Origin of the sequence: Paenibacillus pabuli NBRC 13638 (assembly GCF_001514495.1) — a bacterium.
In the GTDB taxonomy this organism is placed as follows: domain Bacteria; phylum Bacillota; class Bacilli; order Paenibacillales; family Paenibacillaceae; genus Paenibacillus; species Paenibacillus pabuli.
The window spans coordinates 850,599-863,987 of sequence record NZ_BCNM01000001.1; the positions used below are offsets into that span (position 1 = coordinate 850,599).

11 protein-coding genes are annotated in these 13,389 nt (G+C 39.3%); 5 read left to right on the top strand and 6 right to left on the bottom strand.

Annotation, left to right across the window (positions count from 1 at the left end):
• The first annotated feature begins 17 nt into the window (after positions 1–17).
• Both PPA03S_RS03335 and PPA03S_RS03340 read left to right on the top strand, forming a co-directional pair.
• Positions 18–1,667 carry an extracellular solute-binding protein gene (locus PPA03S_RS03335; protein WP_062319753.1) on the top strand — a complete coding sequence of 550 codons (1,650 nt, stop codon included), beginning with the start codon at positions 18–20 and terminating at the stop codon, positions 1,665–1,667.
• 195 nt (positions 1,668–1,862) lie between these two features.
• Positions 1,863–4,532, top strand: coding sequence for a discoidin domain-containing protein (locus tag PPA03S_RS03340; protein WP_062319755.1), 2,670 nt, complete (start codon positions 1,863–1,865; stop codon positions 4,530–4,532).
• Positions 4,533–5,008: 476 nt separating this feature from the next.
• On the opposite strand, the gene PPA03S_RS03345 is transcribed toward PPA03S_RS03340, so the two are convergent.
• From PPA03S_RS03345 to PPA03S_RS03360, 4 genes are read right to left on the bottom strand one after another with little or no spacing between them, the layout of a single operon-like run.
• Positions 5,009–6,487, bottom strand: a complete 1,479-nt coding sequence (locus PPA03S_RS03345; RefSeq protein ID WP_062319757.1) for a hypothetical protein — start codon at positions 6,485–6,487, stop codon at positions 5,009–5,011.
• Entirely contained in the window at positions 6,488–7,471 is a 984-nt protein-coding gene (locus PPA03S_RS03350) for an AAA family ATPase (RefSeq protein WP_062319759.1), read from the bottom strand.
• A gap of 18 nt (positions 7,472–7,489) precedes the next feature.
• The gene (locus PPA03S_RS03355; protein ID WP_062319761.1) at positions 7,490–9,466 is read right to left on the bottom strand and encodes a TnsB C-terminal domain-containing protein; all 1,977 of its coding nucleotides are present in this window, start codon (positions 9,464–9,466) and stop codon (positions 7,490–7,492) included.
• The gene (locus tag PPA03S_RS03360) at positions 9,459–10,136 is read right to left on the bottom strand and encodes a TnsA endonuclease N-terminal domain-containing protein (RefSeq protein ID WP_062319764.1); all 678 of its coding nucleotides are present in this window, start codon (positions 10,134–10,136) and stop codon (positions 9,459–9,461) included. Before PPA03S_RS03360 ends, PPA03S_RS03355 begins: the two co-directional genes overlap by 8 nt.
• Before the next feature lie 128 nt (positions 10,137–10,264).
• On the opposite strand from PPA03S_RS03360, the gene PPA03S_RS03365 reads away from it, so the two are divergent.
• Both PPA03S_RS03365 and PPA03S_RS03370 read left to right on the top strand, forming a co-directional pair.
• Positions 10,265–10,507: a helix-turn-helix domain-containing protein gene (locus PPA03S_RS03365; protein WP_062319765.1), complete on the top strand. Its 243-nt coding sequence runs from the start codon at positions 10,265–10,267 to the stop codon at positions 10,505–10,507.
• Between the two features lie 64 nt (positions 10,508–10,571).
• Positions 10,572–11,609 carry a tyrosine-type recombinase/integrase gene (locus tag PPA03S_RS03370; protein ID WP_062319767.1) on the top strand — a complete coding sequence of 346 codons (1,038 nt, stop codon included), beginning with the start codon at positions 10,572–10,574 and terminating at the stop codon, positions 11,607–11,609.
• 64 nt (positions 11,610–11,673) lie between these two features.
• On the opposite strand, the gene PPA03S_RS03375 is transcribed toward PPA03S_RS03370, so the two are convergent.
• Positions 11,674–12,000: a hypothetical protein gene (locus PPA03S_RS03375; RefSeq protein WP_062319768.1), complete on the bottom strand. Its 327-nt coding sequence runs from the start codon at positions 11,998–12,000 to the stop codon at positions 11,674–11,676.
• Positions 12,001–12,129: 129 nt separating this feature from the next.
• Here PPA03S_RS03375 and PPA03S_RS03380 point away from each other — a divergent pair, with 129 nt between their 5' ends.
• Positions 12,130–12,471 carry a helix-turn-helix domain-containing protein gene (locus PPA03S_RS03380; RefSeq protein WP_062319770.1) on the top strand — a complete coding sequence of 114 codons (342 nt, stop codon included), beginning with the start codon at positions 12,130–12,132 and terminating at the stop codon, positions 12,469–12,471.
• 47 nt (positions 12,472–12,518) lie between these two features.
• On the opposite strand, the gene PPA03S_RS03385 is transcribed toward PPA03S_RS03380, so the two are convergent.
• The gene (locus tag PPA03S_RS03385) at positions 12,519–13,358 is read right to left on the bottom strand and encodes a hypothetical protein (RefSeq protein WP_062319772.1); all 840 of its coding nucleotides are present in this window, start codon (positions 13,356–13,358) and stop codon (positions 12,519–12,521) included.
• Between the last annotated feature and the right edge of the window lie 31 nt (positions 13,359–13,389).

Below are 13,389 nucleotides of genomic sequence, written 5' to 3' on the forward strand. Positions count from 1 at the left end.
GGAAAGGAGACCGGAACATGAACGTAAAAAGGACGTTGGCATTTATAGCAAAGGTGACAGGATTCATCCTGCTGCTGGGCATGCTGGCTGCTTGCGATCAGAACGGGACCGATTCGGATACCAAGCTGGATGAACGTTCCGGCTCATCAGAGTTCCAGACCGTTTCAATTGCTGCTCCCAATAACGATGGGAAATTGACCTACTGGGCAGAATTGAATGGCAATGCAGCAAGCATTAAGTCCAGCTTCAATGAAGTTCCTTTTTTTCAGGAATGGCAGCGGAGAACCGGAGTCAACCTTCAATTCATCCGGCCACCCGCCAATCAGGCCAAAGAAGCGATTAATGTGCTGCTTACATCCGGGGAACTGCCGGATATGATTGAATACGAGTGGAGCAATTATCCCGGTGGGCCGGAGAAAGCGATCAAAGACGGATATATTTTGCGATTAAACGATGTTATTGATCAATACGCACCTCATCTGAAGCAGTACCTGACCGAGCATCCCGACATTGATATGCAGATTCGCACAGCGAGTGGAAGTTATTACGCGTTTCCCTTTATTCAGGGAGATGATAAGCTGCGAACCTATCAAGGGCCGATTATCCGAAAAGACTGGCTGGATGAGCTTGGACTCGATGTACCGACTACGATCGACGAATGGCATACGATGCTTCAGGCATTTAAGGACAAGAAGGGAGCTGAAGCTCCGCTTACTTTCCTCGGTGTTCCAAATCCGTTGTTTGGTATTGAAGGCGGCGGTTTTATTGGCGCTTTTGGCATTAAAAAGGGATTTTACGTGGAAGATGGCCAAATTAAGTTTGGGGCACAGGAACCTGAATATAAGCAGTTTCTTTGTTTATTTCGTGAATGGTATGCGGAAGGACTCATTGACAAGAATCTGGCTGCCGTCGATTCGGAGACTCAGGATACCAACATGACTACAGGACGCAGCGGCGCGAGTATCTGGAATGCAGGGGCGGGGATCGGCACATGGTTACCTATCTTGCAGGAGGCGGACCCTCATGCAAAACTTGTACCAGCACCATATCCTGTTATGAACAAAGGAGATCGCCCGAAGTTTGGTCAACTTGCTCCCGCAATCGGTTCCAGTGGAGTCGCCATATCCAGCAACAGTCGTCATGTAGAAGAAGCAGCACGGATGCTGGACTACGGGTATGGGCCTGAGGGACATTTACTGTTCAACTTTGGCATTGAAGGTGTCAGTTTTGAGATGAAAGACGGGTATCCGGCGTATACGGAAACTATTTTGAAAAACCCGGATAAGTGGTCCCCGGCCCAAGCGCTTGCGATGTACACCAGAGCGAGTTATTTCGGTCCTTTTGTGCAGGATACGCGATATATGGAACAATATTATATTTTGCCGGAACAGAAAGAGGCGGTGCAGTTATGGTCCAGCACGGATGCTGTTCTGCATCAGGTGCCGACTCTGCCCAAAACCGAGAAAGAAAGCACGGAGATGTCAGTCATCATGCAGGAAGTGAACAAAGTGGTGGACGAGATGTCGCTTAAAATCATTTTTGGTATTGAGCCGGTGGATGCCTACGATACGTACGTCGAGCAAATCAAGTCATTACAGATTGATCGCGCGATTGAGATTCAGCAGCAGGCTTTAGAGCGGTATAATCGTGCTGTATCCTCTAAATAAATCCTTATATTGTATAAAATGGGCATTAAAGTGTCGTTTTTGTTGATGTAATTTCGTTCCCTCATGCTCTACAATCGGTTATGACATGCTGAGTTGGCATGCACATAACTCTTGCTTGAGCAGGATCGGAGGTGACTACAGGGTTTCTTGAAACCGCTCACATACTCTGAAATCCAAAAGGAGGAGAACGAAAGCATGCGGAGGAGAAAATGGCCTTCTTTATTGTTGGCATTTACGTTGACGGTTGGATGGTCTGTACCTGGAACCCATGAGGTTCGAGCGTCAGAGGGTGACTCACAGCCATCTATTGATCGTGCGGGTGAGAATCTGTCTCTGGGTACGGATGGCAGAAGCAGGCTCTATCCAAACGATTGGTATCCAGGATTTAAAGATGAACAGGGAAGGTTTCTGCATGACTTTTCGTATGCCGGTTATCGGCGCGGGGAAACCGAACTACCGAAGACGGCAAAAAACAAACGTATCGACGTTACGAAAGCACCGTATTTTGCTGACCCTTCAGGAGGCCGTGATGCAACGCAGGCTATTCAAAAGGCAATTGATGCTGCTGTTGCGTTAGGTGGGGGTGTCGTGTATCTTCCCAAGGGTACATATCAGGTTAACCCTCAGGACGGCAAGGATTATGCACTAAACATTCCTGCAAGTCGTATAGTCCTGAAAGGTGACGGGATGAATATGACTCATATCTATAATGCACAGCAAAATATGAAAAACAAGGATATCATCCGGATCGGTAACGGAGATTGGAAGAAAACCGGAATTTCTACGAAACTTCGCAAATCCGTTACCGATCCAACCGTCCTGCTGCCCGTTGAGGATACAAGTGGGTTTGCGGTGAATGATTATGTGGTCATTTCATTCGAAACGACGCCAGGTTTCTTACGTGAACTTGGCATGCAAAACAAGTGGTCGTCACGTCTTGGTAAAGTAGAACCGTTATTCTATCGCCAAATCATAGGCGTAGATCCGGAGAACAAAACGATCACACTAGACATTCCGACGCGTTATCCAATGAAGCTGCGCGATAATATTACGATTAGTCAGACCGCAGATCCGATTGTCGAAGTAGGTTTGGAAGATTTCTCGATCGCAAACATTCAAAATGCGAAGTCAGGACTTGGTGAAGACGACTTCAAAGTCGTTGGGACTGCTGGATATGAAGCCGATAATGCCAAAGCGGTCAATGTGATTGCAGTGGCGAACAGCTGGATTCGAAATATTAACACCTATAAGCCCGCTGGCAATACAGATTACCATCTGTTATCCAAAGGTATTATTCTGGATCGTACGAAGAACGTCACTGTGGATCATGTAACCATGCAGTACCCGCAGTATCGTGGAGCGAATGGGAACGGTTATTTATATCAATTTATAGGCAATGATAATCTCATCAAGAACAGTAAGGCGATCGGAGCTAGACATAGCTTCACATATGCCAACTTCTCTGCGAACGGGAATGTGCTGCAAGGTGCGTATTCCGAGAAGCCTTCATTATTAACTGATTTTCATATGTACTTGAGCATGGCGAACCTGATCGATAACCTGGTCGTTAACGGGGACGGGATCTCTGCCATTACGCGTAACTATGGATCATCAGAAACGAATCGTCATGGGGTGGTAACCACGGAAAGTGTGTTCTGGAATACGACTGGTCAGGCGGCACACCCTAGTAAATCCGGCGTTATTGTAGAATCAGAACAATTCGGGAATGGATATGTCATTGGAACAAAAGGGAAGGACACCGGCGTGAACGTCAACATTGTTGGTTCCATTCCGGATGCGAATACGCAGCCATTTGATATGGCGGAAGGCATTGGGCAGGGCGATCGTTTATCCCCGCAAAGTTTATATCAGGACCAGAGCAAAAAGCGTATCAAAGATATTCATCTGGGACTTCAATCCCTGTTGGTCAATGGCGAAGCTATAGGGGGTATGCAGTTCCTAAGAACGGATTACGTTCACACTTTGCCTTATGATACAACCGAGACGCCGATCATCTCTGCAAAAGCTTTTGCAAAGGATGCAAAGGTTAAAATTAAGCAACCGCAAGGAACAAATGGAACCGGAGAGATCGCTGTAACGTATCGGGGTCACACCCAGAACGTGCGGGTGAATTTTAAGGTAGCGGATACACCCGTACTTCCAGAGAACATCTCCATAAGTCCCAATAAAGCAGTACCCGGCTGGAGAGTCGCAGGTAATGCGATAAGCGCAGGCGAAAGCGGAGAATTATCCTCGTTTCTAACATTAGATAATGGTGAGATCGTAAACATTGCAGAGTTGAACGTTCCTGTGACGTACACATCAAGTGATGATGCGATCGGATATACGGAAGGAACTACCTTCCATGCAGTAAAAGCGGGAAAGGTCGACATCATCGTGAGCTGCGTCTTTAATGGTGTAACGATCGAGGCACGGGAGAAATTTGAAGTCAAAGAGCCTATGGCCGAACCGGAAGGACCGTTCGCTGTCGTAACCAAGGTTACGGCAAGTGCAGATGATGGCAATCTGCCGATCCATACGATCGATCGTGATCCGGACTCCAGATGGTCTGCAGATGGAAAGGGACAATACCTGCAGTTAGAGCTTGAGCAACAAACCCAAGTAGGGCAGGTAAGCATTCAATTCTATAATGGACATACGCGATCCAATTATTTTGATTTGGAGATATCAACAGATGGTACTAATTACCAAAATGTATTAAGTAACGTCGCCAGTCAAAAACAGGCTGCCTATGAAACATTTGAATTTGAACCGGTTCAGGCCAAATTTATTCGTTATGTCGGGCAAGGCAATGAATCCAATACCTGGAACAGTATTATTAAATTTTGGGTGCACGGGAATTAAAAATGACTTAGGATAAAATAAAAAGAAGTCGATTCAGTTTTGGTATCAAATATAATATGCGCTCATTTTAAAGCTGGAATGAGTGCATATTATATTTGGATAGATTGGATAGCTGAATTGTGGAGATACGATATTAGAGATGTTGAATCACATATTTATCCATATGAAATTGAAAAATTCTCGGGGGTTATAAAAATAAAAAGCCACATTTATCCATGTAATGTGAAGTGATGTGATTTTGATAACGCAATAAAGGGTTTTCTTTAAAAATCAAACTACTGTTTCACAAAACTCGTATTTTGTACATATGTATAAGATCTGCATAGGTTCAAGTTGTTACACATTTTCTTATGTGTCGGAGGACAAAAACTTGTACCGTTAAAGGACAAGAACTTGTACCCATTAACGATTGGTTCTTCTCTTCATTCTAAATAAAAAAAACCCGTTAAGTTTTCATCAATCGAAAATTAACGGGTTTAAAAACTTAATCTTTTCACATATTTATCTACTGACTTTTGTAGCTTTAAGTTCTCCTCATTAGGGTTACTCATAACGAGCATTGCGATTTTCTGAGGTGTAAAAGATTTCATGGATTTAATCTCTTCTTTGTTACGCTCATCCTGATGCGGACATTTCCATTTAGATCCCGATTGAATTTCATCTAGATGATAAAACTCAATTGAGCATGATGAAGAATTTTCACATTTAATATATTTTATTGCTATGTTTGGGAAACTGTTATCTCTTAGTTGTTCAATTTCGTTCCATTGAGGTACACTGGCTTCCATACTTCTTTCGCCTGCAACTTTCAACCAATCAATAAAAAAGTTTGCACTAAATTTAGTTATTATCTTTTCTAATACCCAGAATAATACGTTTTGATTAATCCCCCCTGCACTTCTCATTTGATAACTAATGATTTGGTCCGCAAAGTATTCTAAGTGATCTCTTATGATCAATGGTCCTCTATAAAAAGAATCATTATCTACTGTTCTACACAGGGTATCACAGTAAAAATACTCTTTGTTCAACAGAGATTTTCTCCAAAATACATAGGCATATGCATATGTACATATAGTCGGGAAATCAGCTAATTCATCTGTTTTTTTGAGTTCCATTAGTTGAGAAATACAATGTCTATGTTCCTCCAATACAGTTGTTAGTAGTTCTTCTTCTACTCTCTGGTATGCAGCGGAACAAACACGTAATAATTTATTTTGGAATGGGCTGGAAAAATATTGATCATGCTGAATAGGGTTAGAATCGTCAAATTCAATAGTTTCCTCTGGAGAAGCTTTGATTAACGATTTTAAGTTGCAGTGTTGTGCATGAATGATCCATTTGAACTGATTTTTATTATCATCTGAGTTTTGAAGCCATCGGAGTATATTTTGGTCTAGATGGTTCGGTCCCATCCATTCATTCCAACTAGATGAATGTAAGTGTGCGAGAGAATGCCCACACTTACACATAAATGCATGATCCAATTGTTTGTTTGTTAACAAGAATGGTATTTTCCCTCTACATTTAGGGCATGAGTTAAGCAAATTACTCTTATGAAATACACATTCGTCAAAGAGTTTAAACTGATGAAACCAAGAATGATATCCCCCGCTTAAACAACGTTCACACCAATGCAGGTCTTTGTAAAACCAATGCTCCCAGGAACTATACAAACCATGAAAAGGCTTAATCAAGGATTGAATGATATGATTATTGTGTTCCTTTAGATTAATTTTTAAAGTTTGATATAGTAATTCTTCATTGAAACTTTTCAATTCCATAAGCTCCCTCTTTTTATCACCAACGTCATGCTTTACGTTTTTTATATTTTCATTTCCAAAATAACGAAGTAATTCGTTTCGATCAGCTAAGTTAACTAGAGTTAATTTCTCGAATACAGACCAGGGTGACTCATATTCATAAAGCCATTCTTTTCTCCAAATGACGTTCATTTAGTTAGCTCCCTTGTGTGCTAAAGCCATATAAATCTCAGATTCAATGTAACCAGAAAGCTTAATTGCTTCCAACCAATGTTGTGAAGTAATCCAATCTAACTGTTCGCCATGTGCTCCATAAATTTTCAACGCATTTTCAATGCCATAAGTAAAATATTCCATCGGAATTTCTAGATCAGAGGATACTCCATGTTCTTTTCGAAGCGACATAAATTGTTGATAAATTGTATCAGCATCCATCTCAAGTCGATAACCTTTTTGAAATCCCTCAGGAAAAAAGTAACGTGTGTAGCTCCATCCACTATTCTCTGGATAGCAAGATATTTCTGGTTCATCATAGCATCGCAGAACACGCTTTATTTCCTCAACGGAAGTAAGACCAAAAAAACGATGTTCATGAGTCATAAAGCGACCAATAATCTGTGACTTTTTTTGTTCGAGAAAGAATGTTCGTCTTCCCAACAGTTCCTCTTGCCCAACAGATATCACTGACATACTTATCTTCTCACGATCCAACTGATTATAGATATCCATTAACCAGTTATAATGGTACTCAGTTAGCCGGTGCGCTTCGTCCATGATAAGTATAATTCTTCTTAAACGGGACTTTTCAGCTTTCTCCATTAACAGATTGACAATTTGGTTTCGCAAATCGGATGGCTTTCTTCTATTTATAAAAGGAAACTTAAAATCATTTAACATGTCAACAAAAAACTTTTCTTCGCTAGGAACTTTATAGGAATTGGTATTAGCAATCAAGATTGGTAATGGAGCTTCGATGTATGTGGGGAAATTCTCAATTGCGAATTTTATAGCAAATGTTTTTCCTATTCTGGGGCGCCCATATACAATCATCCCAGGTAAGCGATTCATAACAATTTTTTTTAAACTTTCAATTAGTCGAAGAACTTCTTTAGTTGGCAGCAGATAGTGACCAATTTCAATCGGATGTGTTCCGATACGAACCGAAGGTTTGTTCATGTGAAAATATCTCCTTCATTAAAAAGATTTTGTTTTGAATTGTTTCAATAGTTGATCGTATATATCCATTTCATTTAATTTCTCTTTTTTGAGTTGCTCTTCTCTTACATTATCTAATAACTCGTTTTGTCGATGGGCTTCTTCCAACACTTTAATTTGTTCTTTGGGCGAATTAGAAGGTTCATATTTACTTACTTCATGAACTTGTGTAATTTTATTTGTCATATTCCTTGATTTTTTTGTACGCATGAGATAGTCAGTGTAAACGAAAATAGGATCATCCCAAGTAGTGTAGTGGAGTAGTTTTCTTTGAACTAGAGAGTTAATGGCCTTTCTAGTTTGTAGAGAATGAGCTGTAAGTGACCATCGGCCGGCTACTGTTAAATAACCAAATTCACTTCCATCTGGAAGAAAAGCCTTTAACGTTCGAATGTCATCCACGTTTACATGTAGCACAAGTTCTGTGTTTAACAAGTAAGCTGAGTTAGCAAGCCTTTCACTTCGATACTCAGCGCCCTCAAACTGGATGTACGGCTTCTTACCGGATTTCAAAGAGCCTCTTACAGTTCGTTTTTGAGTAGTCTGCATAAAAAGCAACTCCGATCGTTTGGCTTCTTCAAGACGTCTCGGCATTATTCCAGTTGTCGTCATTCTTTTTTCCAAAAGCTCGAGAGGTGTTTGGTGATAAATTCCACCATGAGGAGTGCCATTGTAGTTAGAAATCAGTACATCAATCAGTTGTTTTAAATGATCATAGGTAATGTTTAGGCGAAGAGCCTTCTGCTCAGGATTGTTTCTTCGTGGATCATTTGGCCCGCTACCCGTAGTATTTGGTAGACGATGAAATCCGTTTTCCTCCAGTGTTTTGAAGAATCTTTCAATGATGCCCCTTCTCATTGGTAGTGCTACAGGCCCTAAATTAATAGAACAACCAATTAAGTTGTCCAGTCGATCTTTTACCATTTTGGCATAATGTGATTTAGCATTATCTAAACAAATCACATCCCAAACTGCCCAGGTTAGTTCAGGAAACTTTTCTGAAGGGAATCCACCAACAGATTGATACGATAAACCAGGTATTGTCAGATCTAGCTGCTTATGTGGCATAACTGAATTACGAACGCAGTGCATGACATCACTGGCGCTATATTCTTTACTCAAACTTATGGAGTATCCCAGAATGTTACGAGTAGCCACGTCAATAATTGTTAGAATCCAAAAACGCTCCAGAAGCTTAGTTACCAGATCTCCATCAGGTGTAGTCAAATCTACTGCATAAAAACCATCGATACGATGAGCATCAAACTGAACTTCTTGGAATGGGAATAACTTTGAAATATGGTTTTGTGTTTCCTCTCCCACATGTCTTGCTTTTTGCATTGCATCATTGCCATGTCGAGCGACGGATCTCCTGAAATTCTGTAGAGCTAATTGCTTAAGGTAACGTTGTACTGCTTTATATCCCATCCATTCTGTATTAAGGGGATAATCTGAGTAAGTTACTCCTTTTGACCGACATTCTTCTATAAATCGTTTGTGGACGTGCTTTACTTTCATTACTGGCTCCAAGGAGCGATTCTTTCTTCCCAGATATAAATCTTCGATTAGTTCCTTAATATCAGGATACATATCAAGAAATCGATTAAATTCACCTGTTTTTCTATTGTTATTTTGATTTTTATTAAATACGTTAAGTTGGTACACTTTTACGTTTTTCTGTGGAATTAATCCCCGAAACCCTAAAACGACACCATCTCGATCATACTGCATGCAACGTTGAACTAACCTTCTCAAGTTTCGAGGAGAAACTCCAGTCGATTCTTGGATTTCCTCTAATCTATCTCTACTAAAGTACATATAAACGGCTTTTTTACGCTGAATGTAATTCGTACGCATCGGCTCCTTAATTGAACTTTCATCTACACTGAGCCAATGTACAGGATTAATTTGTTCCTGCTCTAATCCAGTTTTTTCATAGATACGTGCTCTACTCATTTTTACATACCTCCATTTGGCTTCCCCAAATTTGGTTTTCAATGTCTACTGTGAGATTGCCCGTGTAATATAACCACTTGAGTGCCAAATTTACATCTTCTGCTTTAAAACAAGATATCTCTTTGATGATTTCTTGAATCTTCTTGTTACGCACCGTTATACGAGCCAATACATCTGAGATACAAGCGGGCATTTCACTATTCAGAACTGCAGTGACAATGGATTTTCTGTTTTCTATTGAATGCCGCCCCCTTCTAATGGTTTTCTCAGTACGAACTTCATAGGCTTTGTGATTTAATCTGCACCATTCTTGTTGTGCCTCAATCTGACGTTTGGTTCGATCGTATTTAGGATGATTTGATGTGAGTTCTTTCTCATATTTGACTTCCACAAAGGTTTCCTTACCATCCTGATTCAAAGTCCACATATCAAATATGCTTGTACGTAATTGCCCCTTTAAAACATATGATATTTTCAAAGGTTGCTCACAATACGTTAGAACGTCCGGATTTGTTTCCACAGTAAGCCAGTGATCAAACTCCAAATCACTGTATAGCTCAATATTGCGTTTATTTACTTTGTTTCCACGTGAAGTCCAATAATTATTTCCATATTTCTTACTTCTTAAAATCTTGATAGGATGATACTTAATGCCTTGATTTTTCTCCACAAAGAACATCCCTTCATAATTTGTTTAAGTTATAAACAAAAAAAAGCTTTTTTATACCCTCTATGTATAACTAGTGCCTATCTATGAACATACTAAGAAGTAATAGAATTATAGATGGAGGGGTTCAAATGTCAGAAGAACAGTTCTATAAGTGGCTAGGAGAATGTCTAAGAGATCTTCGGAAATCGAAAAAGCAAACACAAGAAGAGATTTGTCAGAGTTACCCTCTTGCCCGCTCTTCCCTAGCCAACATTGAGCGAGGTAGGCATATGATTAGTGCATATAACTTATATTTGCTACTTCATATTCTAGAAATTCCTCTGGAATCTTTATTTAATAATCTATCGTATGAAGGAAGAAATAAATCATAAATGTATAAATAAAGAGTGAAATGGGAACACAGCCAGAAAAAGAATAAAGGATGTGTTTCAGGTAATGAAGGTACAAGAATTTCGTGATTTAGAAAAACTATCAGACATAGCAAATGAGCTGCCTAAGGTAGTTACTAACTTTATTGAGCAGAAGCTAGATGAGAACGTCTCGCCTTCAAGTCTATTAGAATACTCAAGGGATTTTCGTATATTCTTTAGTTGGATCAGACCAAAGCTTTGGCCATACGTTGCGTCTGAAAGTGAGCTGAAATTAGAGTTGTTTAATGATATTAAACGTGAGCATGTGGAACAATTTGTTAACCATCTATATGTTTCAAGAAATTTGCAATATAGCTCTATGTTGCGTAGGTTTAACGCATTACGTTCATTATTTAGCTTTATACATCTCGAGTTTGAGATCAAGGGGGTTCCAGTTTTACGCCGTAATTGGTTTGCTACATTTACAATGAAGAGGCCCAAAGGTCCAATGGAAGTCGCTCGTCAGATGCAAAACAAAGTTTTAAGATTTAATGAGATCTATCAATTTGTTCAATTCGTTCAGGAAGGAGTTTCTGAGCAGAATAACCTCCAAGCTCAGCGGTTCTATATTCAAAATCGAGCCAGAGATGTGAGTATTATTACATTACTTTTGGAATCCGGCTTAATTGTAAGTGATTTAGTTAATATGGACATAAATGATTTAAATCTGATCGATAACTATATCCTAATCACGAGACAACAAGCCAAAGTCAGAATGAGACATAAAGTTATGTTTGGAGAAAAAGCTAAACAATACCTTATTGAATACATGAATACTAGAACGAAATTTTATAATCCTCAAAATGAGGAAGAAGCATTCTTTTTAGCTAAGAGCAATGGTGAAGTACACGGGAAACGAATTTCTAAAAGGACTATTCAAGTTTTTGTTAAAAAGTATGCTTCAAAATTCGGTGCCTCTGAAGTGACTACTAGGCATCTTACCCATTCTTTTCGTCTACAGTATGCTGAAAAAAATACTGTGAGAAACACAAAGCAGCAATTGGCTCAACGTAATATTGAAGCAGTGGAGAAGTATTTAATTTTGTCTAGTATTATCAAATGACCATCATTACAAGGTGGCCTTATCTAAGCCAGATAAGGCTCTTTTGGTTTTTCAAATAAAGCTCCTAGTTGATCTGTTCAGTTGTGTTTTTCTTCAGTTCCTTTAACTGATTTAATTTCTTATGATAGTGTTCTACTTCTTTCAAATTCAAATCTCTAACATTAACCCATGTGGCTAGACTTACCTCCTGGTGTTTTAAAGAAATAATAATTATGGCTTCATGATAGTTTTGTAAGTAAATAACCGGTATCTTCCACTCTCCTTCCACTCTCGCTAATACAAACCATTTCTTTTTTATCACTGCACGGTTCGTGTACATTCTGTCGTTAAACAAAATTCCTTGCGCTGTTATGGTAGCAATTCCAACATCTGCTTTTAGGTGATTTGTCATCCCATCCACCTCCTTTATCATGTATGCCCAAACAAATTGATATATAAACGTATCATTATAATTAAATAATCTATATACATTAATGTATCGAAGGTTTCCCATTGTTTAGACTGAATTAGAGGTGTGGCAATGAACGAACCTGTTTTAAGATTAGTAGGACAGCGTGTTCGCGAATTACGGAAAAAACAAGGATATTCGCAGGAAGAATTAGGCGAAATGGCTGGTTTTCACTTCTCCTACATCGGGGGCGTTGAACGTGCCGAGAAAAATATTACCTTGTTAAATCTCCAGAAAATTGCGGATGCTCTTCAAGTCAATGTCCATGAACTTTTTTATTACAGCAAGTATGTTAAGACTGGAAAAAGTGATAAAGAGAAATTGCTAAACGAAGTCAATGAGAAGCTTTGGCCTATGAAATCTTCCGATCTAAAAAAGGTTAACCTGCTCTTATCTGAATTTTTTGATAGTTAAGACAAGAAAGGCCGATGTCATAGACATCGGCCTTCTTTGTTTCAAATTTATATTTCCCATGCTGCTTCACTTTGTAAGTTAATCCAAGAGTATCTATTATTCTGCTGAACTAATCCCTCCATCATATTTCGCTCACTTTTTAATGTTAAAAGCAAATATTTCGTTTGGATGTTCTCCACCTGTAGATGCTTATACACTTGTGACAATGAAAAGTATCCTCTAGCTGCATATAATCTTACTTGATCCATATTAATCTTTCCGCTTCGTTGTAGCAGCTTCCCCCCTCCCATTTTATATGCAGCATCGGTATCAATGTTTGGATCTGGAATTACTACACTTAGCTTCCCTACAGGTAAGGTTACTTTGTGCTGATTCGTGCTCAACATCTCCTTACATGCCAGATTACGAATAGATTCCCAGTGTTCAACAAAGTTAGAGTAGATCCTTTTATAATGCTTCCATTGGTCTAAGAGGTCATATATATTTTTGTTGGTTACATACTTTCTGTATACACTGTGTTCCTCTTCATTGTAGCCACCATTTCCTCTAATTGGAGTAAATCTTAAATATTCGTTGCCAACCGTACAGAATTCTTGAAGCGATAATTTCTCTGTCTCATTTAATTGTTTTAATTTAATCCGGACCACTTTAGACAGAACTCCATGATTCTCTAATAAGTCGAACAATTTTGGATTTTTCATATCATAGTGTTTATTTGCAATGAATTTTCCAACAACGCCATGCTCTGTCCATTCAAGTCGTTGAAGTCCCAGGGATGATTGATATTCACCAATGACTTGTCTCAGCAATTGTATTTTTGCACCTGTTGAGTTCATTTGCTCATAGTTTGATGATTGAACAAATTGAATGATTTTCTCTATACTCACTAATCTATTCTCCTTTGTGATCAGATTAGTG

Coding starts and splice junctions, on each gene's coding strand:
- PPA03S_RS03335 (WP_062319753.1), top strand. CDS start 18: ATGAACGTAAAAAGGACGTTGGCATTTATAGCAAAGGTGACAGGATTC.
- PPA03S_RS03340 (WP_062319755.1), top strand. CDS start 1,863: ATGCGGAGGAGAAAATGGCCTTCTTTATTGTTGGCATTTACGTTGACG.
- PPA03S_RS03345 (WP_062319757.1), bottom strand. CDS start 6,487: ATGAACGTCATTTGGAGAAAAGAATGGCTTTATGAATATGAGTCACCC.
- PPA03S_RS03350 (WP_062319759.1), bottom strand. CDS start 7,471: ATGAACAAACCTTCGGTTCGTATCGGAACACATCCGATTGAAATTGGT.
- PPA03S_RS03355 (WP_062319761.1), bottom strand. CDS start 9,466: ATGAGTAGAGCACGTATCTATGAAAAAACTGGATTAGAGCAGGAACAA.
- PPA03S_RS03365 (WP_062319765.1), top strand. CDS start 10,265: ATGTCAGAAGAACAGTTCTATAAGTGGCTAGGAGAATGTCTAAGAGAT.
- PPA03S_RS03370 (WP_062319767.1), top strand. CDS start 10,572: ATGAAGGTACAAGAATTTCGTGATTTAGAAAAACTATCAGACATAGCA.
- PPA03S_RS03375 (WP_062319768.1), bottom strand. CDS start 12,000: ATGACAAATCACCTAAAAGCAGATGTTGGAATTGCTACCATAACAGCG.
- PPA03S_RS03380 (WP_062319770.1), top strand. CDS start 12,130: ATGAACGAACCTGTTTTAAGATTAGTAGGACAGCGTGTTCGCGAATTA.